This window comes from Pseudomonas sp. DCB_BI, from assembly GCF_026240995.1.
In the GTDB taxonomy this organism is placed as follows: domain Bacteria; phylum Pseudomonadota; class Gammaproteobacteria; order Pseudomonadales; family Pseudomonadaceae; genus Aquipseudomonas.
The window spans coordinates 72306-96414 of the sequence record NZ_JAPFCG010000011.1 but is presented as its reverse complement, the minus strand read 5'-3'; the positions used below and the strand labels follow the sequence as shown (position 1 = coordinate 96414).

General features: G+C 60.4%; 27 protein-coding genes. 1 reads left to right on the top strand and 26 read right to left on the bottom strand.

The genetic code is table 11. The annotated features are described in order from the left end of the window. Nucleotides 1–70: 70 nt before the first annotated feature. The 15 genes from OO258_RS13810 to OO258_RS13740 form a co-directional block, all read right to left on the bottom strand. A complete protein-coding gene (locus tag OO258_RS13810) occupies nucleotides 71–994 on the bottom strand; it encodes a macro domain-containing protein (protein WP_247726823.1) in 924 nt (307 codons plus the stop codon). Continuing rightward, on the bottom strand, nucleotides 976–2097 hold the full coding sequence (locus OO258_RS13805; protein ID WP_103469182.1) for a DUF3800 domain-containing protein: 1122 nt from the start codon (nucleotides 2095–2097) through the stop codon (nucleotides 976–978). The genes OO258_RS13810 and OO258_RS13805 overlap by 19 nt, the downstream gene beginning before the upstream one ends. Before the next feature lie 229 nt (nucleotides 2098–2326). Then, nucleotides 2327–3055, bottom strand: a complete 729-nt coding sequence (locus tag OO258_RS13800; protein ID WP_103469181.1) for a TIGR03747 family integrating conjugative element membrane protein — start codon at nucleotides 3053–3055, stop codon at nucleotides 2327–2329. A 38-nt stretch (nucleotides 3056–3093) separates the two neighbouring features. Continuing rightward, complete coding sequence (gene traD / locus OO258_RS13795; RefSeq protein ID WP_103469180.1) at nucleotides 3094–5217, bottom strand: type IV conjugative transfer system coupling protein TraD; 2124 nt, start codon at nucleotides 5215–5217, stop codon at nucleotides 3094–3096. Between the two features lie 9 nt (nucleotides 5218–5226). Next, on the bottom strand, nucleotides 5227–5646 hold the full coding sequence (locus OO258_RS13790; protein WP_103469179.1) for an integrating conjugative element protein: 420 nt from the start codon (nucleotides 5644–5646) through the stop codon (nucleotides 5227–5229). Then, nucleotides 5643–6197, bottom strand: a complete 555-nt coding sequence (locus tag OO258_RS13785) for a transglycosylase (RefSeq protein ID WP_265978391.1) — start codon at nucleotides 6195–6197, stop codon at nucleotides 5643–5645. Before OO258_RS13785 ends, OO258_RS13790 begins: the two co-directional genes overlap by 4 nt. Beyond that, complete coding sequence (locus tag OO258_RS13780; protein WP_265978392.1) at nucleotides 6179–6898, bottom strand: TIGR03759 family integrating conjugative element protein; 720 nt, start codon at nucleotides 6896–6898, stop codon at nucleotides 6179–6181. The genes OO258_RS13785 and OO258_RS13780 overlap by 19 nt, the downstream gene beginning before the upstream one ends. A gap of 10 nt (nucleotides 6899–6908) precedes the next feature. Further along, the gene (locus tag OO258_RS13775) at nucleotides 6909–7580 is read right to left on the bottom strand and encodes a hypothetical protein (RefSeq protein WP_265978394.1); all 672 of its coding nucleotides are present in this window, start codon (nucleotides 7578–7580) and stop codon (nucleotides 6909–6911) included. After that, the gene (locus OO258_RS13770; RefSeq protein ID WP_265978396.1) at nucleotides 7577–8086 is read right to left on the bottom strand and encodes a PilL N-terminal domain-containing protein; all 510 of its coding nucleotides are present in this window, start codon (nucleotides 8084–8086) and stop codon (nucleotides 7577–7579) included. The genes OO258_RS13775 and OO258_RS13770 overlap by 4 nt, the downstream gene beginning before the upstream one ends. Before the next feature lie 130 nt (nucleotides 8087–8216). Continuing rightward, nucleotides 8217–8933 (bottom strand): hypothetical protein, encoded by a 717-nt coding sequence (locus tag OO258_RS13765; RefSeq protein WP_265978398.1) that lies wholly within the window; start codon nucleotides 8931–8933, stop codon nucleotides 8217–8219. A 65-nt stretch (nucleotides 8934–8998) separates the two neighbouring features. Next, nucleotides 8999–9493, bottom strand: coding sequence for a JAB domain-containing protein (locus tag OO258_RS13760; RefSeq protein ID WP_265978400.1), 495 nt, complete (start codon nucleotides 9491–9493; stop codon nucleotides 8999–9001). 66 nt (nucleotides 9494–9559) lie between these two features. Next, on the bottom strand, nucleotides 9560–9817 hold the full coding sequence (locus OO258_RS13755) for a hypothetical protein (RefSeq protein WP_103469477.1): 258 nt from the start codon (nucleotides 9815–9817) through the stop codon (nucleotides 9560–9562). A 67-nt stretch (nucleotides 9818–9884) separates the two neighbouring features. After that, complete coding sequence (locus OO258_RS13750; RefSeq protein ID WP_103469174.1) at nucleotides 9885–10424, bottom strand: STY4534 family ICE replication protein; 540 nt, start codon at nucleotides 10422–10424, stop codon at nucleotides 9885–9887. Between the two features lie 742 nt (nucleotides 10425–11166). Further along, on the bottom strand, nucleotides 11167–13134 hold the full coding sequence (locus OO258_RS13745) for a DNA topoisomerase III (protein WP_265978403.1): 1968 nt from the start codon (nucleotides 13132–13134) through the stop codon (nucleotides 11167–11169). A 97-nt stretch (nucleotides 13135–13231) separates the two neighbouring features. Next, on the bottom strand, nucleotides 13232–13576 hold the full coding sequence (locus OO258_RS13740; protein ID WP_265978404.1) for a helix-turn-helix domain-containing protein: 345 nt from the start codon (nucleotides 13574–13576) through the stop codon (nucleotides 13232–13234). Nucleotides 13577–13717: 141 nt separating this feature from the next. Between OO258_RS13740 and OO258_RS13735 the strand changes: the two genes are divergently transcribed. Continuing rightward, on the top strand, nucleotides 13718–13945 hold the full coding sequence (locus OO258_RS13735; RefSeq protein ID WP_103469172.1) for a hypothetical protein: 228 nt from the start codon (nucleotides 13718–13720) through the stop codon (nucleotides 13943–13945). Between the two features lie 93 nt (nucleotides 13946–14038). On the opposite strand, the gene OO258_RS13730 is transcribed toward OO258_RS13735, so the two are convergent. The 11 genes from OO258_RS13730 to OO258_RS13680 all read right to left on the bottom strand — a co-directional run bounded on the left by OO258_RS13730 (nucleotide 14039) and on the right by OO258_RS13680 (nucleotide 23989). Continuing rightward, nucleotides 14039–14467 carry a single-stranded DNA-binding protein gene (locus tag OO258_RS13730; protein ID WP_103469171.1) on the bottom strand — a complete coding sequence of 143 codons (429 nt, stop codon included), beginning with the start codon at nucleotides 14465–14467 and terminating at the stop codon, nucleotides 14039–14041. Nucleotides 14468–14472: 5 nt separating this feature from the next. Next, nucleotides 14473–14967 carry a DUF3158 family protein gene (locus tag OO258_RS13725; protein WP_103469170.1) on the bottom strand — a complete coding sequence of 165 codons (495 nt, stop codon included), beginning with the start codon at nucleotides 14965–14967 and terminating at the stop codon, nucleotides 14473–14475. Then, on the bottom strand, nucleotides 14964–15719 hold the full coding sequence (locus OO258_RS13720) for a PFL_4669 family integrating conjugative element protein (protein WP_103469169.1): 756 nt from the start codon (nucleotides 15717–15719) through the stop codon (nucleotides 14964–14966). The genes OO258_RS13725 and OO258_RS13720 overlap by 4 nt, the downstream gene beginning before the upstream one ends. 151 nt (nucleotides 15720–15870) lie before the next feature. Then, a complete protein-coding gene (locus OO258_RS13715) occupies nucleotides 15871–17088 on the bottom strand; it encodes an STY4528 family pathogenicity island replication protein (protein WP_265978405.1) in 1218 nt (405 codons plus the stop codon). Continuing rightward, the gene (locus OO258_RS13710; protein WP_103469167.1) at nucleotides 17082–17633 is read right to left on the bottom strand and encodes a DUF2857 domain-containing protein; all 552 of its coding nucleotides are present in this window, start codon (nucleotides 17631–17633) and stop codon (nucleotides 17082–17084) included. The genes OO258_RS13715 and OO258_RS13710 overlap by 7 nt, the downstream gene beginning before the upstream one ends. Nucleotides 17634–17649: 16 nt before the next feature. Continuing rightward, nucleotides 17650–19188: a ParB family protein gene (locus OO258_RS13705; protein WP_103469166.1), complete on the bottom strand. Its 1539-nt coding sequence runs from the start codon at nucleotides 19186–19188 to the stop codon at nucleotides 17650–17652. A 14-nt stretch (nucleotides 19189–19202) separates the two neighbouring features. After that, entirely contained in the window at nucleotides 19203–20081 is an 879-nt protein-coding gene (locus tag OO258_RS13700) for a ParA family protein (RefSeq protein ID WP_103469165.1), read from the bottom strand. 2 nt (nucleotides 20082–20083) lie between these two features. Beyond that, nucleotides 20084–20299 (bottom strand): AlpA family transcriptional regulator, encoded by a 216-nt coding sequence (locus OO258_RS13695; protein ID WP_103469164.1) that lies wholly within the window; start codon nucleotides 20297–20299, stop codon nucleotides 20084–20086. 113 nt (nucleotides 20300–20412) lie between these two features. Further along, nucleotides 20413–21150, bottom strand: a complete 738-nt coding sequence (locus OO258_RS13690; protein WP_103469163.1) for a hypothetical protein — start codon at nucleotides 21148–21150, stop codon at nucleotides 20413–20415. 815 nt (nucleotides 21151–21965) lie between these two features. Further along, a complete protein-coding gene (gene scpB, locus OO258_RS13685; protein WP_103469162.1) occupies nucleotides 21966–22766 on the bottom strand; it encodes a methylmalonyl-CoA decarboxylase in 801 nt (266 codons plus the stop codon). A 35-nt stretch (nucleotides 22767–22801) separates the two neighbouring features. Further along, nucleotides 22802–23989 (bottom strand): CaiB/BaiF CoA transferase family protein, encoded by a 1188-nt coding sequence (locus OO258_RS13680; RefSeq protein WP_103469161.1) that lies wholly within the window; start codon nucleotides 23987–23989, stop codon nucleotides 22802–22804. Nucleotides 23990–24109 lie beyond the last annotated feature (120 nt).

Below are 24109 nucleotides of genomic sequence, written 5' to 3'. Positions count from 1 at the left end.
CGGGCAGGTGGAAAGTTATCGCTCCGGCAGAGGTTTTAATCTGCCGGATCTTAATTAATCTTGTGTTAGGTTACAAACCGTTCCTGGCGGACTTTATGTCAAGTAAATTAATTTGACTAATTTTGTCTTTGTGAATTATTATGTTGAGCTTTGCTGGGTGCTTGAAGCGCATCTCGCTTATTCTAAAAGTCCAGAGCATGATCTTTAGTAGTTCTTCGTCGCTTATATTTCGATGTTCTTTAATGCGCGTGATGCCCGATCCGAATATTGGTGTTGAAACGCTTTGCTGTGCGTACACTCTATTGACGTTGTCCCAGAATTTTATCAAAAACCCTAGGTACTCAGGCATCGTTAAATAGGCTTGGTTGCGGTCGTTGAATTTTGAGAAGGCTGCAAGAAGAAAATCCTCGTACACACATATAGTGCCTATGTCGTATCTCTGTTTCTTTCCAGTTGCCCTAGTTTCGTTTAACTCTAAGATTTCACACTCGTCGAATCGATAGGCGGTCAGATGATTTTCAAGGTCTACTAATGCTTTTGGTAAGTGCCTGTCTATGAATATTCCGTTTAAAGAGCTGTGAGAGATTATTTCGTCGTCAACTTGTGTATCAAAGTACTCGTTAAAGGCGATCGCTTTAAGGCCGGGTTGCTTGAATATGTCGCCTACTTTTACGATGACTGTTGTGCTTTCTATCTTTAGTTCTACTTCGGTTAGGTTGTTAGATGTCCACCAAAAGTAAATATAAATTAAAATCAAGAATGCCACACAGGCGATCCCCGCTGTGACCTTTCCAGTTTCAGGTATGGTTACGAAAATTAGTAGTAATGACAGCGCTGTGCCGGTCGCGGCGAGCGCGCCCCAGAATCTCTTGATTATCCGCTGATCAAAAAAGCCTATTTGACTCATCCTGATGCTCCTAGCGTCGCAGGCGGTTATTAGTTTATGGGTGAAGTCAGAATGAGATCCAGTCACGATTAGGAAAAGCGAACGCACTCGCTCAAACCCTCTAAGGTTTCACTTCTTGTGTCGACGCCAAATGCTTCAAGAAATTTCCTCGCGAAAATATCCTTGGGGCCTTCTTTTCCCTCCTCTTTATTCATTATTCTAGAGATGGAGCTAACAAATAAGTCGGAAATTTGCATGAGTGGAGATATGCTGGAGTCTTCCGCCTCAACTATGTCAACATACACGTTTCCTTGGAAGATGTTGCTGGCAGCATTTTTCAATTGTAATTCTATTTCCATTAGCGCAAGTTTGTCTTTTGACGCTTCTTCTGCATCCTTTCTAAATTGCAGGTTTCGTGGGAGAATGGCTCGGCCAGATTTGTTTTCTTCGGTAATTCCTTGGATTACCATATGGTAAAATAGCTTATTGAGCGTGTCGTCGACATTGTAAAGGCCGCTACGATTTACTCCGAGGCCTTTGAATGAGATTGAGGAGGAGTTCTGTACGATAGAGCCAAGCAGCGCCTCGTAGGCTTCGAGATTCCCCTTGTTGATTTCTTTAAAATGCATTTCGCCTTTGAATCCTATCTCTGCCTTCTTCCTGTTAATGGCGGCAGTGATCTTCATGGTTTCGTAGCTTCTTAAAATCCAAAGGCTACCGACTAATAGGTACTTTCCGGTTTTTCCGCTCTCATCGGCATAGATGCAATATACTGGGTGCGAAGGTCGGACCTCAAGAGCACGCTGCTTTTCTTCCTCTTCCAGCTTCCCTCTGTATTTTCTAACTTCAGGTGATGCAATGAATAGACCCAGTATGTTTTGTACCACCGCTCTGGCGCGTGCTATAGAGTGCAATCTCTGCAGTTTGGGGTAATTTTCAAATGAAATATCACCCCCGCTATAGAGGTCGGTTTGGAAAGTCTTCCAATAAATGATTTGGCACTTGATGTCAGAGTCTCGGGCCTGAGGATAGTGATTAAGAATCCACGCAACTCTATCGGTCACACGCGTCGGGCTGTTACTGGCGATTGCAGAAAGTACCCGAATTTTTTCGGACTCTTTGTCGCGATTTTTTCTTTCTGACGCAATTAGAAGCGCTTCCTGCTCCGCACCTTCCTCTTCTTCTTGTGAAATGACAGCAATGTCGTTCATGTGAAGTCCCTTTACTAATCGAGCGTTGGCGATATGCCAGCATTGCCCGAGAGTGGTTGTGTAGTCAACTCTCAAGAGGTGGTGCTGGTCGCGCGTAGATAACCTGCGATCAATGATAGGGAGCCGTGGTTGTGCCGTCGGTGTGGCTACTGCTTGTTTTGCCTCAACCGTGTACGTTCTAAGGCGTTGATTTTAAATAACATATTTCGGCATTCGCCGAGGTGGGCAGTCAAAGGTATTTTTTGAATGTAGTAGCAGTGATGGCCACCATGATGCCAAGTAAAATGGCGCATGGCAGCAGCACCCAGATGGGATTCACCGACCAGGGCAAGGATAAGTAGATCACCCAGGGGCTGACCACCAGCGGCAGTAGTGTCCGCTTTGCTCGGTGGTAGACGAAACTGCTTTCGCGGCCTGCTCCGAACTTACGCAGGTCGCGACGCATCAAGCCATCGATCGCGCCGGTGATCACCGCGAGCAAGAACAGTGGGGTGGCCAAAGTGAGTACGGCCAGCCGCACTGCGAAAGTGAAGGTCGTGAACAGGGCTGCGAGCAGGTAGTCCTGCATCACAACGTAGACTTGCGCGAACTGCCCCTGCATTGAAGGTTCCTGACTGAGCAGTTTCAGCTGGGTATCAGATGTCGCCCATCCAGACCGCACTACGATCCAGTCGTTCAGGTGTTCGAGTACCTTGACGGTCGCTTGCGCCGGCTCTTGCACGAGCAATGACTTCTTGAAGTGATCGCTGAGCCAGCCTAGCTCGCTCAGCCACATGGCATGGCTATGGTGCCAGCCCTGCTCGGACCAGAACCACAGCATGCCCACGAATTCCAGCACAATGGAGAAGATCAGCGAAGCGAACAGCAGGCCGAGTAGCCGCAGACACAGTTCGAGCATGCCGAAGATGAGTCCCGGACTTCGTTGTGGAGGCGGTGGGCTGTCTGGGGCAGTCGGCATATGGGCTCCACAGTACTCGGTTGCTCACGGCGCGCAGATTAGGAGTGCCTGCGCCCTTGTGGAGGCATCTCGGGATCAAAATCGACCGTCGGCGCACCGCCAGCGCTGCTCCACCAACTCCCCGCATTGGCGTTGTAGGACTCGCGCATGCGCGCGGCCAGGGCCTGCAGATCCGCCGGCATCGCATCGTCGCTAGCCGACTTCGGTAGCGGCATGCGCACCTTCCACAGCTGTCCTCCCTCCTGGAACGAGAACATCTGGCCCTTGGGCAAGGCGATGATGTGCGCGGGTTCAATCAGTGGTACCGAAGTGGTGGTGACCCGATCCTGCGAGGAGGAGGTGAAGTCGGTGCGGGCGTCCGGATCGGCGGTGTCCGTCGCGCCGGAGACCAGGGTGCGGGTCTGCACGTTGACCTTGGGCAGTTGTTTGGTCAGCAGTTCTGCGGTCGCGGTTTCCCGCACGCGAAGCATCTGCAGGGTGTTGAAGTTGCCGATGACCTGGCCGGCCTTGGCCCGGTTGCCGATCCGTGCCTCGATGTCGCTCAAGGTCTGGGTGTAGGCGGTGACCTGGATACCGGCGCCACCACCCTTGTTGATCAGCGGAATGAACTCGTCGCCCATCAACTCGTTGAACTCGTCGGCATGCAGATTGATCGGCACCTTGTCCGCAGCGCTGGAGGAGCCTGGCAGGCCATGATCGATGCCATGCTTGTAGATGTGGCCAGCTACGGAGACCAGGTCGGCAAACATCGAGTTGCCGACGGCAGCGGCAACTTCAGCATCGGACAGCGCGTCCAGGCCGACGTAGACGATGCCGCGTTTGCGGATGACCTGCAGCCAGTCGAAGATCGGCCTCGGATCGTCGAGGTCGGTGTAGTTGGGGGCGAGCAACTGTGCGGTCTTGCCGCTGGTGAGTTTTTCCAGCAGCGGCAGCAGCGAAGCCACGATCTTGTCGAAGTAGGTGCGGTCGTAGCGCACGGCCGAGCGCAGGCCGTCCATTACAGGATCGAAAATGCGCTTGGCAGTCAGGTATTGCTCGATCGCCACCACGCGCTTTTCCCGGCCAATCATATGCCGTGGGATGTTCTTCTCGTTCAGGCGGCCTTCGATCTGCACGATCGCTTCCCAGGCCTGAGGATCATGGCGGGCGAAGAAATGCTGAGCGTACTCGATGAACAGCGCATCGATGTTCACCACGTGCCGCTGGATCTGCAGGTAGTCAGGGCGGCGGCCGAGCTCGATCAGCGCCCGGGCGATGATGTTGACGAAGCGCCAGGCAAACTCGCGAAACGCCGCCGAGTTGCCTTCACCGCTGAGCTGGCCAGCGATGCGGGTGGCGACTTCCGAAATGCGGCCAAAACGACCGATGGCGTTGTAGCGGGCGGAGATCTCCGGCCAGCCCAGGTGGAACACATAGAACTCACGCTCGCGGCCGGCGCGCCGCGCCTCCACGTACATGCGCTTGAGCAAGTCGGCATCGCCCTTGGGGTCGAAGACGATCACCACCTCCTGGCTGGTTCGATGGATGTCCTGGGTGATGTACACCTCGGCCAGGCGCGTCTTGCCGACCCGGGTGGTGCCAAGTACCAGGGTATGCCCGACGCGTTCGCCCAGCGGTAGGCTGGCTTCTTGCTCCTTCGGCTCGACGCCATGCAGCAGTGGCGAGCCACCCACCGGTGGCAGTGGCCGCACCGGGTTCAATGGGCTGTCCCAGGCGGTCAGGCGGGGCAGCAGCGACAACCCGGGTGGAGCCTTCTCCAGCAAGTGCTCCATCCGCCGTGCCCACTGGTGGGCCGCCGATTGATTGACATAGCGGGCCAGCGCCGGGTCCTGCGCCTCGAGCAGACGCTGGGTGTGCAGGCGGGTCCAGCGAAAGCCGCGGCCCATGAACAGGCGCTTGCCGCTCACCGGAATCTGGCGACTGGTCAGCGAATAGCGCGGCAGGCGGCGGATGTTGCGTCGATAGCGCAGGACGATCCGTGCCTCATTCAGCCGCTTCAGGCCGAATGCAGTGTAGGCCAGTGCCATGCCGGCCCCCACCTCGGGCGACAGGGCTACCGCCCAAGGTGAGTGCAGACATAGGGCGCCAGCACCCGCGCAGATACCCACGGTGTATAGCTCCACCGCAGGACGCAGCAGAGACTCCATCGCATGTTCGCCCATGATGCACCCTCACTGTTCCAGGCCGGTGGGCGTGATCAGCACCGGGTAGTGCTGCAGCTCTAGGCGTTCGGCGATGTCGTCACCACTCACCGGCCAGATGTTCAGTCCCGGGGCTGCCGCCTGGATACGTCGCAGCGCCTGGGCGTCGGTAACTTCAACGGCTAGACCGCTGGCGCCCAGCTTCTGCAGCGTCTGCGCATGCTGGGCCAACCATTCCAGAGAAGCGGCGTCGTGCCCGACCAGGAACAGCGGCGTGAACCCTGGCAGGCTCAATGCCCTTGGCGACACGGCACCGGGTGAAAGGCGTGTACTGTGTATGGGCAGGGTCCAGGTCAACGCGCGGGGATCGGGCAGTTGGCTGGGGGCCGCGAGCGCGCCAACCGTCCACCACAGGCAGGTAAACAGCGTTATCCAGCACCGATGGGTCATGGCTGCGGCCCTCTCGGATAGGACACGACTGCCTGCACACGCTGCCAGTGCTGGCTGAACTGTCGGCGGTAGCGCGCTGCAGGTTTACCGCCGGCAGGGCGGTGATAGCGGCCCGCCGCCACGACCCAGTCACCGCTGTCGGCGTAGTGGGCGCGCAGCAGATCTGCCGTCACGGCCAGGTTGGCGCGTGGATCGAGGGCCTCGCAGGCACTGTGGTAGCGGTCCGGGTGGTAGCCGAGGTTGGTCTGCCCGAGCCCGACATCGATGCGCTTCGGATCGTGACGGACCAGCGCTTGTTTGAGTGCAGCACACGCCTCATCACGGCGGGCGAAGCGCAGCGGTGTGCCGGCGACATTCAGGGTCCAAGGCCAGGGCATGAGGTGACCCCGCAGCGTCGTACCGCTCTCCTGCAGGGCGATGGCGAAAAGCACTGACGCTGGGATGCCAGCGCGCTCGGCGGCCAGTTGATACGCCGGAGGCGGCAGCGAGTCCGCATGAACGGCCGTAGTGCCGGTTAAGGCCAGCGCCAGGATCAGTCGATACGCTGCCATTTGCCGTCCACCTGCTGGAAGCGCGCTGGCAAGGGGCGGCTGGCGCCCAGGGCGAACCACCGGCCGCGGTCATGGTTGAGGGTGACCTGGCCACTGCTGACCTGGGCGGGGGTAATGCCGGCATCGCGTGCCCACTGGCGTAGACGCCCATCGTCACCCTGGCTGCCGATCAGGTACACATCGAGGTGCACACCGCCACGCAGCCATTGCTGGGTGTTGGTGACGCAGGGCGGGCAGCGTTCCTCCACAAACAGGGCGAAGCGGCCAGCAGGGGTAGCCGCTGGATCGTCGGCCATGCCCTGCACGGGCAGCATGCCCGGAAACAGGCGCGCCCAGGCGGCGGTATAGGCCTTCTGGTAGGCCAGCTCGCGCTCGGCACGTTTGGCTTCGAGACGGACCTGCAGCTCGGCGTAGCGCTGCCTTTCCTGGTCAGAGTCGGCCTCTACGCCGAGGGTGGTGAGCGGATCGAGCTGCGGCGACCAGTAGTGGCGCGGCCCAGCCTGCAGGCGCTCGAACTTGGCCCACTCATCATCGGTTAGCCCCCAGGCCTTGGCCCGAGCCACATCGGATACCTGCCGATCCAGCAGCGTTTGTTCGCTGAGCTGCGGGGCTGAGTCGACCAGTTTTGGCGCGCTCAACGCCAGTTCTGCGAACAGGCAGCTGGGAAGCAGGATGAACGAGAGAATGGAGAGCCGAGTCATACGCACCTCTTCACTGCAGTGGCAGCGTGCGGTCGCCATGCCCAGGAATGTGGAATACCACCTGGTCCGCACGGATCGCACGCAACTGCCAGCTGTTAAAGCTGTCTCCCGGTTGCAGCAGGTGCATGGTTGTCAGCGAATGGGCGCCGACCGGCAGGGTAGCCACGAACCTGACGTCACCTCGGGTCTCGATACCCAGCAAGGTGAAGGGCGGTGTCAGCGCCTTGGCCTTGGCTTTTTCACTGCTGGAGGCTTTTGGCTGCGTGGTGGCGGCCGCAGGCATAGCAGGCCGGACCGACATTTTCTCGAGCGTCGCCTCTGCCGCGGCCAGCCGTTGTTCCAGCGCTGTCATATCGGTGCTGCTTGAACCTGGCGGTGCCGAGTGGAGCGTCTTGAGCGAAGCGGCCAGCTCATCCTGCTGCTGGCCGAGGGCGACCTGCGCCGTGGTGTGTCGACTTTGCGCCTCGCCCAGCTCCACTACCTGCGGCTGCAGCGTCGTGAGCTTGTCGGCCAAAGCATCGATATCGCGGCGCAGGGCTGGCGTTGGATCCGCCGGGGCATTGCGGGCCGCAGCCTGAAGCTCAGCCAGTTGCTGATGATGGTTGTACGTTTCGGCGGCGAGCACCGCGGCGCCCAGGCACAGGGCACCGACCACCAGCGCCTGAAAATGGAGGACCTTCATGGCGCAATCTCCAGTGTGGAGATTGGAGGTGCAGGCGACGGCACGCGCAGGGCGTAGCACACGCTCCGCTCGACCGGATTGATCTCGAGTCGCCAGGCCGGGCCGCCGATGATGGTCAGGGCGTCCAGCAGCGAGATCGGTCCGAGCTGATGCTGTACCACGGGCAGAGGGCGACGGAACAAGCGATCCACCGCTGGGCTGTCGGCACACAGCGCGTAGCCCGAGCGGTGCAGCACGTGACGCAGGGCTTCACCGACGGTGGCATTCAGGGCTGGCGCGATCTGCACGTTGACCAATTGATACAGCGGCTGGCGCTGCTCCAGCGTGGGACGCGTGGTGACCAGGGTGTAACGGTCCAGGCGGACCCAGGCCGGAAGCTGGGTTTTCGGCTTGGGCGATGTCGCCGGCAAAGCGGGTGGTGCTGCGGGTGCAGGAGCCGGAGGTGGGGTGCTGCAGCCAGCCAGGGCGATCATCAGACCGAGGGTGGGAAGTAGGGATGTGTGCATGACCGAGTCTCGACAAATGTTGCCGATACCATGGCGAAGGCGCGAGGCGAGTCCCCACTGGAAAACCGAATCTGTCGAGCTAGCTTTTCTGTCAGCCACCACAAAAAAGGCGCCCGGGAGGGCGCCTTGGTCATTCTTCGGTGAATAGCGGTAGTTCCGAGAGCGGTGCCGCGTCAGGGTCAAAGATCAACAGGCGGATGTCCGCCTGGCCTGCCAGTAGGAGCAGCTGAAGTAACACTGGAGGGACACGGTCAGCGAGCATTCGCTCACTGACCTCGTCGGCGCAGCAGCTGTTGCCGCCGGCTTTAATGTCTGCGACCCAAGGCGTCGAATACAGCTTGCAGCCGACGGCATGGCTGGCGTTGAGTTCGAAGCACTCGAAGAAGCTCGCCGGTGAATTGCACCAAGCGCGCACCTGCAGGTACTCGAAGTCGTCTGCGGGCAGGTGGGCGCTGCTGATTTCCCAACTACGGCTGTAGTGCCCGGTGGCAAAGGACAGTTGTTCGATCAGGTTTTGCGCAGCCTCGACGTTGCCGAGGTCGCCGATATGCATCGAGCGTCCGAGCTGACTGCCCAGGATCTGGTAGAGCACGGTATTCACCAGGCCGTCGGCCGGGCAGCGCATGCGCACAAACTCGGGTACGCACACACCGTCGGTAATCACCGCGACGTCGTCATCGAATAGGCATGGCTGCAGGCTGATGGCCTCATCGGGCCGCTCGTTCTGAGCGGGGTGTAGCGCGCGGTAGCACGGTGGGCAATCGTCGGCATAGCTGATCTGCAGGATACGCTCGTATTGCAGGTCTTGGAAGCCGCGAAGAAACGGATTGGGCAGGGAAGGGTGCATGGTGGTTCTCCGAAAGCGCCGAGGTCACCCCAAACGGGCGGTGACCTCCTGGGCAATGTGGGCTGTCAGATCCAGCCGTACTCGGCCAACGAAAGCGGGATGCCTTCGCCGACGATGATGTGGTCCAGGACGCATACCTCGACCAGGGCCAAAGCCTCAGTCAGGCGGGTGGTGAGCACCCGATCGGCGCCGCTCGGTTCCGAGCAGCCGGAGGGGTGGTTGTGGCTGAAGATCACGGCGGCGGCATTGTGTTCGAGTGCCTTGATCACCACCTGGCGGGGATACACGGAGGCACCGTCTATGCTGCCGGTGAAGAGGATGTCGAAGCTCAGCACACGGTGGCGCGAGTCGAGGCAGAGCAGGGCAAACACTTCGTGGTGGTAAGGGGCGAGTTGCAGTTTCAAGTAGGCTGCGGCATCGGCGGGAGTTATCAGCACCTCGCCGCGCTGGAAGTGACGTTGGTCCAGCAGCTGCAGGGCCTCGGTGATCAGCGCATCCTCACGGGCGCGTTGAGCCAGTACGGGATCGAGCGGCTCGACGAGGTTCAAGGTGGTGTTCATGGGCAATTCCTCGTGGCTGATGGAGCGCCCCCTTGGGGCTTGCCCCAGGCTGGTTTAGGTGTGTGATCAAAGGCGCGTGAAGCGATTCCGAGTGCCGTGCAGGGGGCTTTGGCAGACTTCGCACGGTTGCGTGGAAAAGGCCTCGATACCGGCGCCGGTATGCGGATCGAAATCGGCGCTCAGGGGCAGCAGGGCCTGCAGTTGTAAGCGCAAGTGAGCGATGCGGTGTTCGACTTCAGCCTCGCTGTAGTACAGCGACAGCGCACTGAAGTCGTCGTAGGCGACCGCCTGCAGGCAGTCTTCACAGAGCCAGAAGCTTTCCATGGCGACCTCCGACATGAAGGTACAACAGGCGCTCATAAGAGCGCCTGCTGCGGGCGGCCAACCTGCCTTAGGCAGACTGACGTGCGGCAGTGGATTTACGTGCAACGGGTGGGGTTGGCTGGCCTTGGTCAGCGTCACCCTCGCTGCTCGCTGTTTCCGATTCTGCTGCTTCAGCAGCCTCAGGGGCGGCGGCAGCGTCGGTCCGAGCCGGCGCACGGTAGCTGAACTGACCGTCGACCTTGATCCACTCGATGAAGATCAGTCGGCCTTTGAGGCTGGCGCCGGGTTGCCCCTTGCGTTCGCCTTTCTCGTACATGAACGGATCGACCCAGAGGTCACCGATGCGAAACGCGATAAGGACCTTGCGTTCGGCTTGGACGTCTTCCAGGTGTTCACGGATCAGCCGGTCGGCTTCACCGCTGGCGACCTTGCAGTCGAAGCGTGTGTACTCGACGTCGTCCGAGGCACCGTGCAGGGCAGCGATGTCACAGGCCATGAACGCTTGGCCGCGGCGAACCGGGACTTCGCGGACACGGTTCAGGTAACCGATGCCTTGGGTGTGCAGGTTGAAGTAGGTGGTGGGGGCGTTATTGCTTGCAGTAGTCATGATGAAGCTCCTGTTCAGCAGAAACGCGGACATCCACCGGCCCTGGCGGCTGGTGAGTTCCGCAAGGGGAGGTGCAAACACATGGTCGGTTGAGAAGGCGCTCATCACCGATGGGGCGGTGACCGTGCGAGCTGCCGAGCGCGAGTCGCACTTTTGGGGAGAACCACCCGAAGCGGGCGTAGCCTTGAAGGTCCTGGCTACCTGGGTGCTGTCAACGACAGCGAGGTACAGGTCATCTATAAGACGCTGCAAAAGGCCCGTCAACCGTGGTTTTCAGGCGGTCTGGGCGGGCGGAGTCGGGTGGCTTTCGGTGGATTCTCGGCGACGAAAAAATAGCCCGACGGTCATCAGGCTAGGAGGAGTTGGACCACCCTTGACCCGGCGATGTGGCACCGAAGTCCGTCGCAGAACTCCACTGCCGATCCACCTGGATCAACCGACCCTTGTCGTGGCCTGGGTCGGAATCAACTGGCACGCATCCGCGCACAAAAGGTGCCCAGTGTTTCGCCGGCGGGCACCGGAGCTGAGCATCGTCGCCGAAGCGGATGACCCCTAAGGCTTGGTACAAGCCGCACGGGTCATCCACCTGGGGGACTTGGAACGCTGAGAAGTCATCCGCAGATGTGCTGAAGTGTGGCTCCGAACTCTAGGAGTCTGACCGAGCTGCCCGGAGCGAATCGGTCTAGGTCGCCAAGCGGCGAGGGGCCAGATCACTACACCAGCGCTGTGGTGTGCCGTCAAGTCATGTGTTTTTCGCCCGCTTGGTCTTGGCCAAAGCTTTAGTGCCCTTGCACTCGGGGTAGCGGATGCACGACCAGAAGCTGCCGGTGCGACCTTTGCGCTGGCGCATGGCGCTGCGGCAAACCGGGCAGAACGGCCCCTTGCTGGGGGGCGGGCGCAGGGTGAGCGTGGCGTTACTGCGCACCAGTCGAGTCAGCCATTCTGCCTGCTTGGCGAGAAAGGTCTCGACGCTCAGCTGGCCCGATTCGATGCGGTCCAGCGCCTGCTCCCACAGCGCGGTCATGACCGGGTCGGCTACTTCTGGCGGCACCGCTTCGATCAAGGTATGCGCCGCGGCGGAGGCAGCCAGGCTGCGTTTCTTCTTGGTCAGGTAACCGTGATCGATCAGGCCCTGGATGATGGCCGCGCGGGTGGCCTCGGTACCGAGCCCGCAGCTGTCCTTGAGCTTCTGCTTGAGGCGCGGCTCGGCCACCTGGCTGGCGATAGTTTTCATGGCTTTGATCAGGGTGCCTTCGGTGTAGGCCTTGGGTGGCAGCGTGCGCTGTGCGTTGAGCGTGGCGTCGACCAGCGCCACCGTCGTGGATTCACGCAACGTGGGCAACCGCTGCACCGGTTCGGCCGGCTCGTTGCCGTCGGCCTCGTTGATCATCGCCTTCCAGCCGCGAGCCAGGATCTGCTTGCCGCGCGCCACCAGTTGGTCTGCCTGGCTGTGTAACTGCGCCTGGGTTTTCAGGTACTCGTGCTCGGGCATGAACTGCGCGAGATAGCGGGCGCGAATTAGCGTGTACACCGCCAGCTCGCGCTCGGAGAGCTGCGTTAGGTTGAGGGTGACGGCGGTGGGAATGATGCCATGGTGCGCGGTGACCTTGCTGCTGTTCCAGGCGCGGGAGCGGCGACAAGGGTCGACCTCCTTGAGGACTGCCCCCAGCGAAGGCGCGGCGGCGGCCAAGGCGTGGAGCACGCGCGGCACCTCATCGAGCATGCTCTCCGGCAAGTAGCCGCAGTCGCTACGCGGATAGGTCGTCGCCTTGTGTGTTTCATACAGGGCCTGGGCAGTGGCCAAGGTCTCCTGTGCACCGAGTCCGAGCTTGGCCGAGCAGATTTCCTGCAGTGTGCCCAGGTCAAACGGCAGCGGCGGGCCTTCGCGCACGCGCTCGACTTCGACACTGTCGATCTGCGCGCTGTCGGCTTGAGTGAGGCGCCTGAGCGCCTGCTGCGCAGCGTTTTCGTCGATGCAGCGTCCAACCGCATCGCTGACGGCGGCGGTGGGCTGCCAGCGCGCTTGAAAACGGATGCCGTCCTGCTCCAGGTGTGCATCGACGGTCCAGAACGGTTGCGGCACAAAGCTCGCGATCGCCCGGTCGCGCTCGACCACCAGGCGCAGGGTGGGCGTCTGCACGCGTCCCACCGGCAGCAGACCATCGAAACCGGCGCGGCGGCCGAGTAGGGTGAACAGCCGACTCAGGTTGATGCCGACCAGCCAGTCCGCACGGGAGCGGGCGAGGGCACAGTGGTACAGCGGCAAGGTCTGCTCTCCCGGACGCAAGTTGGCCAAGGCCCGGCGGATCGACGCCTCATCCAGCGCGGAGAGCCATAGGCGCAAAATCGGCCCCTGGTACTGGCAGCGCTCGAGGATTTCCCGGGCGATCATCTCGCCTTCGCGGTCTGCGTCGGTGGCGATGACTACTTCGCTGCAGGTGCGCAGCAGCTGGCTAATCACCTTGAGCTGGCCAGCGACCTTGGGCTTGGCTACCAGTTGCCAACGGCCGGGAATGATCGGTAGATCGTCCAGGGACCAGCGTTTGTAATCGCCATAGGCTTCAGGCGGCGCGGTTTCCAGCAAATGGCCGACGCACCAGGTGACGGTGATGTTCTGGCCCAGCAGGCAACCTTCACCGCGGCGGCTGGCCTGCAGCACCCGGGCGATGTCGCGGGCTTGGGAAGGTTTTTCGCAGATGAACAGGCGCATACATGGGCCCTCTCGGTGGATACCGACAGGGTGGGGATATCGTCGCTGAGCGCCAGGGTAAATCCGAAGGTGTCTAGCTCATATCGGCGGGCGGGTGCTACTTGCGTTGCGCGAGGTGGCTGGCCAGCGTTTTCAGCGACTCCAAGGCGAACTGCTTATCCGCCTCATCGAGCTCCTTGATGATCGAGTTGATCTGCACGCCCAGGTCTTGCGACCGAGGGCTGATCGCGAGCAACAGTTCATCGGCCGGGCAGCCGTACAAGTCGGCCAATTGCAGCAGCTTGGATACCGAGAGCTCAACGAAGCCGCGCTCCAGGCGCGACACCGCTTCGCCGGAGATCTGCAGGTGCTCGCCGACCTGTGTCTGGGTCAAGTGCCGGGCACGACGATACTTCGCCAACTGGCGACCAATGTGATGTGGGCTAGGCTCTTTCACGGGCAATGGGGGCGCTCTCCAATTCGACCCATATGGTCGAACAGCACCCCAAAGATATGAACGGCTCAAAAGGTTGACTAACAACCCTGTGGGGCGTATCACCGAAAAAAGCTGGATGACCCGACCGTCACCACGGAGGCAACAAACTTGCACGGATCCCACCAGAGTGAGGCAGATGCGCTAGCGATCAAGGCCTATGAGCTGTTTATGGCCACCCATCTGGAACCGGACAAGGAGCAGGCTCGCGCCCGGCTGATTGCTTGGCTTCAGGAGAGTCCGCTGCACTGGCGGGCGTTCCTTGCCCTGGACCAGTATTTGGCAGAAGTGAAGCAAATGCTGGAACATGAGCGGCATAGGAGTGCCAGGCGAGAATGAAACATCGGCAGCAGCCGGTGTTGCCCGCTGAGCTGACTGTATGGCTCCAGCGATGTCGCGCTGCGGGCGCCAATTCCACTGAGTGCCACGCACTTATCCGGACTTGCGTGGCGCTTTCTTGCCACCCCCCTTGCGTGAAGTGCTGGCGTTATCGTTGGCTTTCTCGCGCATGGTGACCGAGGCCAGGCGGTGCGGCAGAATACCGATGCGCCGGGCCTCCACCTTGAACGTCACGCGGGCGTTGTCCTCGCTGTCCTCCCATTCCTCCTTGACCGTGCGCCCTTCAACCAAAACGCGCATGCCTTTCTGGTACAGCGTGGCCCAGTGCTCGGCGTCGCGGTTCCAGAGCTCGACGGGCGCCCAGTAGCCGCCGCGATCCTCGTAGCCGCCTTCGCGCGGTACCGGGTTGTCGAAGTAGACATTCAGCCGCAGCAGGCGCCGCGGCTCATCCGGATTGGTGTTGAACTCCTGATACTCCGGCACGCTGCCGATGTTGCCTTCACCAACAAACAAAGTACTCATGCGGGTTACTCCTCGGTGGGGGAACGGGTTAGGGCGAGCTCGGCGGCCTCGAGCTTGCTGGCGCCAGTGATGGCCTGGCGATACAGCGACTGCAGGCTGCTCATCTGCAGGTTCAGCACCACGCGGTTGGTCTCCAGCTGATACAGCGCCTGCCGCAGTTCAGGGTGTAGCCGCGGCTGAACCAGCGTCTCCTGCCACACCTGCACGCCCATGCGCAGAAAATCCGGGCTGCGCCAGCGCAAGAATTCAGTGCCCGTCGCGCTGTGCTGGACGACCAAACGCAGATCCAGAAACGAGAAGGGTGGTTGGGCCATGATCGCCAACATTACCGCCATCAACTCGGCGACTTGGGTGCGCAGGCGCAGGATCGTCTCGGCGAACTGCTGCAGCTCCCCCTTACCCTTAAAAGGCTTTAAAAGGCCTTTTAGGGAGGCACCTTGTGCAAACTCGCGATAGGCATCGGCTGACAAACGCCGGGCAATGGCTTCGGCCAGGGTCATGCCTCACCCCCGTCGTTCGCGGTGTCCGCTGTAGGCTGCTCCTCGGCTTCCGGCGGATTCGGGCCTTCGATTTCGGAATGCGCGTTGTTACGGGCGATCGGTGGGGCGAATTGTGAGCGGCGTGTCCCTTCAAGAATGTCCTGCGGCAGGGTGCCGAACTTGTCGATGGCTTCGCGGGCGCGGGCGTTGTTGGCGGCCATGTCGTCGCGGCTCACCCCGGCCAGGCGGTAGCGCTGCGCCAGGCCGAACAGGCTGCGCAGCAGATGTGCGCCGCCATCGATCCAGGACTCCATGTCGCCCCGGCCGATCAGCGCTGTGTGGTGGGCGAGCAGTACCCGCCGGACCAGGGTGTCGTAGTCGGTGAGCAGGTAGATCGCGAGAAAGCCCAGCTGGCTGCCGATGAACAGCGGCAGGGTGACTGGGTGGATGTTGAGGTTGTCACCGACGTCGACTTGCGTGGGCAGGGCCCGTTCCACGCGGCTCATTTGCTGCGTCAGCGTGGCCATGTCCAACCTGGCCTGCAGCAGCTTTTCCTCCAGCTGCAGCATGAACCAGTCGGCGTATGGATCGCCCTGGCTGCTGGCGTGCTTGAGCAGGTTGGTGACGCTGATGTAACCGGGCATGCCCAGAATCGGGTGTACCCCGTCGCGGCCGCTGCGCCCCTGCCACAGGCGTGCCGCATGGTGGGTGTGCAGGGTGAGGGTGATGCTGCTGCGCAGGGAACCCAGGTTGAGTTGGTAGTGATCGACCATCGCCAGTACCTCGCCGTCGGAATGACGCCGACGATGGACCGATCCTTGGCTGGCGATGCGGATCTACCTGAAGGTGGATTGCTCGCATTTTCCCGAGAGTGGATCCCCCTGGAACCGATGGCATCGACATTAGATCCACCGAGTTCCAGCCCTATGTAGCCGCAGTGATCCCTCGGCAGCGTTGTTTCAGTTCCTCCAGGCAGGAGAGGGCAAGTGGCGACGCGGTGCGCTGTCCGCCGCGCTTGGATCGCTCGCGGGGGGGATCTTCCGACGCAGGCTTGGCTGTGCGTGAAGAAGGGGTTGAGGATTTCTCATCCTCCGTACGCGCGGCCCACAGGGTGAACTCGCCCTGGCAGGCGCGCTTGATCAAGCCCATCAGATAGGCGACGGGTTTTCGGATCTCGCCGCGGGCGCAGCGCACCGCCGCTTCATTGATCACCGCTTGTTGCTGTTCCGGCTCAAGCTGACGCATCGCCTGGGAGGCCATGCGCCGCTCGTTCGGGTTCAGCGGTAAATCTTCGGGCCATCGCGCACGACCAAACTCCACCTGCCCCAGTACCGTACTTTTTTTGCTTTGGTCTTTCTGTACTGTACGGCCAGCGTCGGCATTCCGAACCACAGCCAAATCCGCTGCATTGCCGCAGGGTTCGGGATCTGTTGCGCCAGCCGGAGAATTCCGAACCAGGTCGAGTGCGCCAGGTTCGGAATCCTCTGTATCTGGTTCATCGCTCATCAGCGGCAGCGTTTGCTGTTGAACCGGCGGCAGCGAGCCGAGGCTGTCTTTGTCTAGCTGAGCTACCTGCGGGTCCGCTTGGATCTCGGCGATCACATGCTTCGCCACGTCCCGGACCCCTTTGGTGGCATGGGAGAGGTTCTGTCGCAGCAACGCCGCGTAGCCGCTGTCCAGATCCAACTGTTCGGCTGCGGTCAACGGATCGCCGTGCAGCACATAGACGCAACCACGCAGGCAGCCGCTCGCATCGCGTGAGCGCTCCACCAGGCTGAGCCAGCGAGTGGTGCGCAAAACGTTGAGTGCGCGGGCGATGGTTTCCCGAGAGGCCTGAGTACCGCAGGGACTGGTCGCCAGGTAGGGCTGCAGGTCCTGGTAGCGTGGCGTCTTGACCTTGCGTTCGGTGATCAGCCAGCGCAGGACCTGCCAGGTATTACGTTCCAGTGGCGTCAGCCGGCGGTCCAGCAGCAAGGTCTGCGGCAGCGGGTTGTTGTCGCCGTAGTAGATCGTCCGCACCGCGGGCTCCTCGGTGGGGACAGCCAGTTTGCCGTTCGCCGCGTACCACTCATTTCGGCGCCGAAGGGCGTCGTAGCATTGACGCACCACGTCCTGCCAGTCGACCTCGTAAAAGCTCAGCATGGTGTGCCTCCGTACAGTTCGATCTGTTGCCAGACCAGGGTCAGGCTGATGTGTTGTTCCTCGGCCAGCATCATCATGGTGTCCAGCGGATCGTTGTCCGGATCCTCCGTGCGCAACTGGCTCCAGCGATTCCACACGGCATGCTCCTGCACTTCACTGAGCTGGACTGGCCGACCGCGGTGCGTCTCGATCTTCAGCACACGGCGGCGCAACGCGGTCTCCGAATGGTCCAGTCCGAAGCAGCGGTACATGATGTTTGAGCTCGCGCCCAACTTGAGCGCCCGGTTGATCAACCGCTCGTTCTGTTCGTCGCGTTCGGCCTGGACGATCAGGCGTCGCAACACGGTGATGTCGACCTTCACTTCGACCCAGGCGATTGACGAGTGCGCCAGGTGGGACAAGGTAGTTGGCGGCAGCGACTGCAGCACCTCAATGTCTTCATCGGCCAGACCTAGGGCCTTGCAGCGCTGTAGGCGGCCATGGCGCAGCTCATGCAGCACCTGGTTCAACATGGCATGGTTCAATAGATTGAAAGTCTTGCTCATGAGGTGGCTCCTCACGTTATCGAGTGGACGACAGCGTCAGTTCGATCAACTGTCGGGCGTGGCGGATCAGCGTGAACAGCTGCTCCAGCTGAGCATCAGGAAGTCGTTCAAGGCCCACCGTCAGGGCTGGGCGGTCGGTGAAGGGCAGGTCGTAGACGCCGATCAGCAGCTGACCAAACAGTGCTGCCGGCAACTGCTGACGTTCCTTCCAGGCCACGTCGTCCTGCAGGCGCAGCAGGGCCGAGAGCAGCAGCTGGATACCGGTGTGCCGCGAGCTGAGTCGCTCGCCATGACCCGGTGAAAGGGTGAAGCCCAGGCCGTCCAAGAGGGGGCTGACCATGTCGCCGGCGTCTGCGTAAGCGGCAAGGTCGGCAGCGAGGGCGGCGCATCTCGCGCGCAAGTCGCTGATATCGTCCAGTGGCTCGGGGCGTGAGGGTGCCGTGTCAACCGGGCTCGGAGTATCCTCGAGCTCTTCCAAGGGCTTGTCTTGCAACGGTTCGTCACCCAGCGCCTGGCGTATTTCGGGTAAGCGTGGAGCTTGCCGTGGCAGGAGCGTTCCACCAGCTTGTTTGGGCTCGGGATTGGACACCGCGGTCGACGTATCCGATGGACGTTCTGGTGTCAACGAGGGGACCGGAGGCTCGCCAGCTTGATTTTTTGGAGGGACCTGAGTGCTGTCCGCTGGAGGCAGTGAGGGACGTTGCCCCTGATGTAGTTCTAGTGCCAGCAGACGAGGTGTCTGCTCCAGGCTCACTGCCATCCTGGCAATCAATTCGTCCTGCAGCTCACTCAAATCGAGCTCGGGCTTTTCACCGTCGAATGCTGACAGCGCTTCAAACCACAGCAGCGGGAACTGCTCGGGGCTGCCGAAGTACTGGTTCCAGATCGACTCTGTCCGCCGTCGCAAGCTGATGAGGCGCCCGATGGCAGGTTTGCCCAGGCCCGCATACAGTTTCTGCGGGATGACGGGGAGCAGGTGCTCGAGCGCGTCGAACATGCGACTGATGTGTGACTGCGAGATGGGATAGCCACCCTCACTCAAGCGCGTCGCGAGCTCACGCTGGGTGAGGTGGGTATCGCCGAGCTGAAACATGTCCTGGAGCTTCGCTACCGCGAGAGCCCGCTCGATAAACGTCAACTGGCCGTGCAGGTCACTCTCGGCCAGGTGCCCAAGCAACGTATGCGCTTCCGAATGCCAAGGGCGGAACAGGCAATGGATACGGAAGAAGCGCTCTTGGCGCGTTTCCTGCCAAAGTTCACCGAGAATGCTCAGACGAGTGTTGCCGCCGTTGCGGATGACGAAATGCGACTCATCGGGGCGGCGGGTGATGGCGGGCGGCTGATCCAGGCCGCGCTCGCGAATTGAAGCCTTGATATCGTCATACAGTGGGTTGCGCACCACACGCGGGTTCAGCTCGTAGGGCCGCAGTTGCTCGAGACTGACCACCATCGGTGTATCGCCAACTGGGGCCGCCGCTAGGTCGCGTCCGTGCTTGTGCGGAAAGTGCGCCTGCTGCAGTTGGCGTGTGATGTCTTCGGAGGTCGGCGGCTTCATCACTTATTCTCCGGTCAGCCGCGACGGATCAACTGGTGCTCGGCAGTGGCCGGGCGACCAGATGCAGGCGCGGCAAGAGCACCGAGCTGCTCGGCCCATTGCGGGAACAACTCAATGGCCAAGCCGCGCATGATCTCGGCGGCACAAGGGCTGCGGCTGCCGGGCGGTGGAACTGGCTCTACGCGGTGCACAGGCAGGCCGAGCGAGGCGGCATTGGGATAAGCCACGCGGTCGGGGAGCAGCGAACGGCAGACGCTGACATGGGTATCGTCCTGAAAAGAGGCTTGCAGGCTTTGCATGATCAAGCGCGTATCACGGCGATTGGCGTTGACCTGGTTGAGCAACAGCTTCACCGACGGCAAGGCAACGCCCAAGTAGCGGTAGGGCTCCAGCTCTTCGAATAGGCCCAGCGTTCCGCGACGCAGTTCGCGCGCGGCAAGCATTTCTGGAAGGACCGGGCACAGAGCGCAAGCGGAGGCGAGGATGACCATCTCCACCACTACGCTGCGTGCGCCTTGGGTGTCGATGATCAGCACATCGTAATGATCCTCGAAGGCGGGCAGGAGGTTGCGCAGGCGCAGACGGCCATCGGCCGCGTGCAGCAGCAAGGTGCTGATGTGTCCGGCGCGGTCGTTGGAGACGATCAGGTCTAGGTGCTGAATAACGGTCGTCGAGACTATCTGCTCCGGCGCTGTGAGTTGCTGAGCGATCAGCTCGTAGCTTCCGGCGTCCTTGGCATCGCACAAAGCGTAATAGCTGGACAGCGTCGGTTGGCTGTCCAGATCCAGCAACAGAATGCGAAGGCCAGCATCGGCGAGCACACCGCCCAGGTTGGCGGCGACGGTAGTTTTACCCGCGCCGCCCTTGGTCGAGATCAGCGAGAGGACGTCCATGGTCAGTCTCCCGTGGACAGTCGGTCCTGGACCCATTGTTCGATCTCCATTGAGTCCCAACCGACGGCGCGCATACCGATGCGCCGGCATTGCGGGAACTGGCCGGCCTTCATCAGGTTGTAGATGTGCGAGCGTTTGAAGCCGGTTTTCTGCTCCACTTCATCGCGGCGCATGATGTGGCGGTCGGCTGGCAGAGGGGCAAGGTTGGTCGGTTGCATGATGTCACTCCGTAGCGCCGGGTGGCGCGTGGTGGGAAGTGACAGTCAGTGAAGGTCGGAAGAGGGTAAAAAACATTGTCAGGCAATGCCCGGCATCGCCTGACAATGCGGCGTCAGCCCCGTTTTACCTGGGCTATAAGACGGCGCGCGTCGGCAAATCGCCGATCAATGGTACTTTTGCTAAGGCCATCCACTCCTGGGAATCGCAGCAGAATGGCTTGGACCAACTCTGCCTGGCTGGGGTAGATTGACTGAACCTTGCCGTTTTGGTTTTTCCCGAGCGTGGTCATGAGCATCGCGCCGATCAGCCTGTTCTGCATGGCTTCAGACGTCTCGGACGGGATGCCAAGTGATTCGAGTCGCACTTTTAGCTTGTCGTTGAGCGTGGTGAGCGCCGCCACTTCATCAGCGGTGACAGCATAGGTTTGCTGCAACTGCTGAAGCGTACTCAGGGCAAAGTCGAGCTCGGCTTGTTTCGCCAGATGCGCAGTCAGGCTTACGCATCCTGAGTGATCAACATCTTGGGAAAACAGAAAGGGGGGTTTCTGATCTGGCAGGCTGCGTAGGAACCAGAGCAGGAGATCGGCGCGCCGAACGGAGTAGTACACCCGGTGAATGTGACTATCCGACGTAATCGGCTGCCCCAGGTAGGTTGCGGGCAATTCGCCGCTGAGAATGGCGTCGTAGATGCACTCGAGGTGTTCGAGCAGACCTGGCCACTGTAAAAAATGCTTTCGTAGGCTGCTAGGGTGGGAAAACTCTACCTGCAGGATCTCTTCTTCATACTCTGAAAGGCCACACCACAGAATCGCGGCGTCGATCGGATGGTACGAGCTTCTTATCGAGATCATGGCACACAGCCTCCTGCTGCGTTCGTCCTAGAATCGCTGGCCGGGGCTGCTGTGCTGCGCCTCTGTCGAGCGAGCCAGATTCCGAAGTCGGTTTCGGATCCAATGAAAGTGACATCGCCACTTTCAATTTGTTCTGCACGCATTTTTTCATTGCGACAGGTTTTGACGTTCTGGACGCGAACGTTCCGCCTGCCAAAGCATGAGTGCGCCAGTGTTGAGCGAGGACAGTTGTTAAGTCTTCAAAGGCGCTATCAGGTGTGCACCGTGTCTGCTGAAAAAACGTGTTGCATATTGCATTATCCGCGACATCGGCCACGTACTGCGCGTCAGACAGTACTTGAATTACGGCATGCTCGGAGTCGGCAATCGCCAACGAGATGGCGCCGTTCGGCGATGTCAAGCAAACGGGCCTTGGCCGCGGAGGACCTCGCTACGCCATCGAAGAGTATCTTGAGTTCAAGTACAGGTGCCTCGGTGGCGTTGATCGCTGAGGACTGGCACAGGGGGGCAGGTACTGCCCCCTTTTAGGTCGGTTCGTTTTTTATCGTTTTTGTCCTAGGCGGTGACCACGAGTCGGTGTCTTTGGTGAAGCAGATCACTGATAAGATTCGATTGAACCTGTTTCTCCGTTGATGCTATGGATATAGTTACCGAGTCGCGGTTGGCCATCGCCATCGAGCGTGAAGGCGGTACCATTCACAACAATCTCCCCCTTAGCAGCAGGCGGATAAAGTGGCACTTGTGAAGCGATACGAGGCGGGTGGGGCCTTGCGGTGAAACGCTCATGTATTTCACAAGCAAGGCCCTCGATCGAATCACTGGCCGATGAACTGAGGAGGCCGGCGCTCTGCGAACGCGGTGAGCCCTTCAGTGAAGTCTCTGCCTTCGCAGGCTTGCTTGCGCAGCTCGGCAATGCGCTCCATCACATGAACCGGTACCGGCTGCATGTCCTCAAGCATGCGCAGTTGCTCTTTCACTGATTGCACCGCCAGAGGTGCTTTGGTCGCCACAACTTGGGCAAACTCAACGGCAGTCGACTCCAGGTGTTCTACGTCGACCAACTTGTTCACCACCCCAAATTGGGCCGCCCGAATGGCGTCCAGCTTTGAGGCGGTGAAGAACATTTCTTTGAGCAGGTGGATCGGCAGATTGTTGAAGAAGCGCAGCAAACCGCTGGTGCTGTAGGGGAGGCCGATGTTCGCCGGTGTCATGGAGAAACTGGCGTTCTGATCGGCGATAACCATGTCACAAGTCATCGCGAGATCCACCGCACCTCCCCATGCGGAACCACCGACCATCGCAATGACCACGCCCGGGTAGGTGCGGATGTTCCGGAGCACTCTTTCGAGGGGCTTGTCGTATGCGATCGGGTCGCGGTCGTGGCTGAGCTCCTGGATGTCATGGCCAGCACTCCAAACACTTTGTCCTGGTTCGCTGCCGATGATCACCACGGGGACACGCTCTGCCGCGAGCGCTGCCAGGCTCTCCTCGAAGAGGCTGAGCAGTTTTGCGCTGAGCGCGTTACGTCTGGCGGCGTTGCTAAAGGTGAGTCGAGCAATGCGCTCATCCACCATTTCTACTTTCACGAATTCAGTTGGGGTGTCGGTCGTTGCCATGATCTGACTACTCTCTGGATTTGTTGTAGGGCGGGTCAGCCTTGGAAGGCCGCTTTCGAGGTCAATAGGGAGTCGATGGTTGATGGGTCAATACCGGCCTCACGCAGCACTTCGATCGTGTGCTCACCCAGCAGTGGTGGAGCACGGTGCACCTCGGGTTCTTTGTTGCCAAATACGGGCGTGATCACCTGGCGTACCGGCCCGAGAGAGGGGTGTTCGAGCGTGCGGGTCAGCTTGCAGTGCTGCACCTGTGGGTCTTCGAACACTTCGTCCAGCGTGTTGATTGGGCCTGCCGGCAGACCGGCATTGATAAAGACTTCAGTCCATTCTCGCTTACCCCGGGTTTTCAGGCGCGACTCCAGGATCTGTTTGAGTTCGTCGCGATTGGCGACCCGGTCATCGTTGGACAAGAACCGAGAATCTTTTGGCAGTTCTTGCAAGTCCAGCAGGTCGCACAGGCGCTCCCACATCGCAGTCGTGATAGGAGCCAGGTTCAACGGGCCATCCTGAGTTTGGAAGACGCCATACGGGGCGATGACAGAGTGGGCATTGCCGGTGCGGCGTGGTATGTCACCAACGCTCAGGTACCGCTGGCCGTGGACGCTGAGTAGGCCAACCAGGCTCGACAAGAGTGAGGTGCTGACATGTTGCCCACGACCGGTATGTTCGCGCTCTACCAATGCCGCCAAGACTGCCATGGTGAGCCACATACCGGACGAGAGATCGCCGATCGCTGTCCCAGTCCGAGTCGGGTCACCATCCGGATAGCCGGTGAGGCTCATCAAGCCTGAGTAACCTTGAGCAATCTGATCAAAACCAGGCCAATGGCTCATCGGGCCGTCAGTGCCGAATGCATTGATGCTGCCCATGACAAGGCGTGGATTGCGGGCACTCAGCGTGGCGTAATCGAGGCCCATGGCTTCGGCGGTGCCGGGTTTGAAGTTTTCCAGGAGGACATCGGCGCAGTCGACGAGCTTGTGAATGGCGGCCATGCCTTCTGGGGTGCGGAAGTCCAGGCAGATCCCGCGCTTGTTACGGTTGCAGGAGAGGTAATAGGTGCTGACACCGCGATCGAATGGGCCCCAATCACGGCTCATGTCACCCTTCGGGCCTTGCTCAACTTTGACCACATCAGCCCCGAGATCGGCGAGAGCCATGGCACTGAAGGGCCCAGACAAGGCACGGGTGAGATCTACAACCTTGATCCCTTTTAAAGCTTGCATGTTATTACCCTCATTATTCTTGTGGGATTAGGTGGTTGACCCTGCACAGGCTTCAAATGTGAGCGGAACGAGTAAGGGCTAAGCAGCTTCGAGCGGGTGGCCTGGGTAGCGGCCTAGTAG

Bases quoted from the DNA above. Each gene is read 5' to 3' on its own strand.
- OO258_RS13805 (WP_103469182.1), bottom strand. From the start codon at position 2,097: ATGAACGACATTGCTGTCATTTCACAAGAAGAAGAGGAAGGTGCGGAG.
- OO258_RS13800 (WP_103469181.1), bottom strand. From the start codon at position 3,055: ATGCCGACTGCCCCAGACAGCCCACCGCCTCCACAACGAAGTCCGGGA.
- traD (WP_103469180.1), bottom strand. From the start codon at position 5,217: ATGGGCGAACATGCGATGGAGTCTCTGCTGCGTCCTGCGGTGGAGCTA.
- OO258_RS13790 (WP_103469179.1), bottom strand. From the start codon at position 5,646: ATGACCCATCGGTGCTGGATAACGCTGTTTACCTGCCTGTGGTGGACG.
- OO258_RS13785 (WP_265978391.1), bottom strand. From the start codon at position 6,197: ATGGCAGCGTATCGACTGATCCTGGCGCTGGCCTTAACCGGCACTACG.
- OO258_RS13780 (WP_265978392.1), bottom strand. From the start codon at position 6,898: ATGACTCGGCTCTCCATTCTCTCGTTCATCCTGCTTCCCAGCTGCCTG.
- OO258_RS13775 (WP_265978394.1), bottom strand. From the start codon at position 7,580: ATGAAGGTCCTCCATTTTCAGGCGCTGGTGGTCGGTGCCCTGTGCCTG.
- OO258_RS13770 (WP_265978396.1), bottom strand. From the start codon at position 8,086: ATGCACACATCCCTACTTCCCACCCTCGGTCTGATGATCGCCCTGGCT.
- OO258_RS13765 (WP_265978398.1), bottom strand. From the start codon at position 8,933: ATGCACCCTTCCCTGCCCAATCCGTTTCTTCGCGGCTTCCAAGACCTG.
- OO258_RS13760 (WP_265978400.1), bottom strand. From the start codon at position 9,493: ATGAACACCACCTTGAACCTCGTCGAGCCGCTCGATCCCGTACTGGCT.
- OO258_RS13755 (WP_103469477.1), bottom strand. From the start codon at position 9,817: ATGGAAAGCTTCTGGCTCTGTGAAGACTGCCTGCAGGCGGTCGCCTAC.
- OO258_RS13750 (WP_103469174.1), bottom strand. From the start codon at position 10,424: ATGACTACTGCAAGCAATAACGCCCCCACCACCTACTTCAACCTGCAC.
- OO258_RS13745 (WP_265978403.1), bottom strand. From the start codon at position 13,134: ATGCGCCTGTTCATCTGCGAAAAACCTTCCCAAGCCCGCGACATCGCC.
- OO258_RS13730 (WP_103469171.1), bottom strand. From the start codon at position 14,467: ATGAGTACTTTGTTTGTTGGTGAAGGCAACATCGGCAGCGTGCCGGAG.
- OO258_RS13725 (WP_103469170.1), bottom strand. From the start codon at position 14,967: ATGACCCTGGCCGAAGCCATTGCCCGGCGTTTGTCAGCCGATGCCTAT.
- OO258_RS13720 (WP_103469169.1), bottom strand. From the start codon at position 15,719: ATGGTCGATCACTACCAACTCAACCTGGGTTCCCTGCGCAGCAGCATC.
- OO258_RS13715 (WP_265978405.1), bottom strand. From the start codon at position 17,088: ATGCTGAGCTTTTACGAGGTCGACTGGCAGGACGTGGTGCGTCAATGC.
- OO258_RS13710 (WP_103469167.1), bottom strand. From the start codon at position 17,633: ATGAGCAAGACTTTCAATCTATTGAACCATGCCATGTTGAACCAGGTG.
- OO258_RS13705 (WP_103469166.1), bottom strand. From the start codon at position 19,188: ATGAAGCCGCCGACCTCCGAAGACATCACACGCCAACTGCAGCAGGCG.
- OO258_RS13700 (WP_103469165.1), bottom strand. From the start codon at position 20,081: ATGGACGTCCTCTCGCTGATCTCGACCAAGGGCGGCGCGGGTAAAACT.
- OO258_RS13695 (WP_103469164.1), bottom strand. From the start codon at position 20,299: ATGCAACCGACCAACCTTGCCCCTCTGCCAGCCGACCGCCACATCATG.
- OO258_RS13690 (WP_103469163.1), bottom strand. From the start codon at position 21,150: ATGATCTCGATAAGAAGCTCGTACCATCCGATCGACGCCGCGATTCTG.
- scpB (WP_103469162.1), bottom strand. From the start codon at position 22,766: ATGGCAACGACCGACACCCCAACTGAATTCGTGAAAGTAGAAATGGTG.
- OO258_RS13680 (WP_103469161.1), bottom strand. From the start codon at position 23,989: ATGCAAGCTTTAAAAGGGATCAAGGTTGTAGATCTCACCCGTGCCTTG.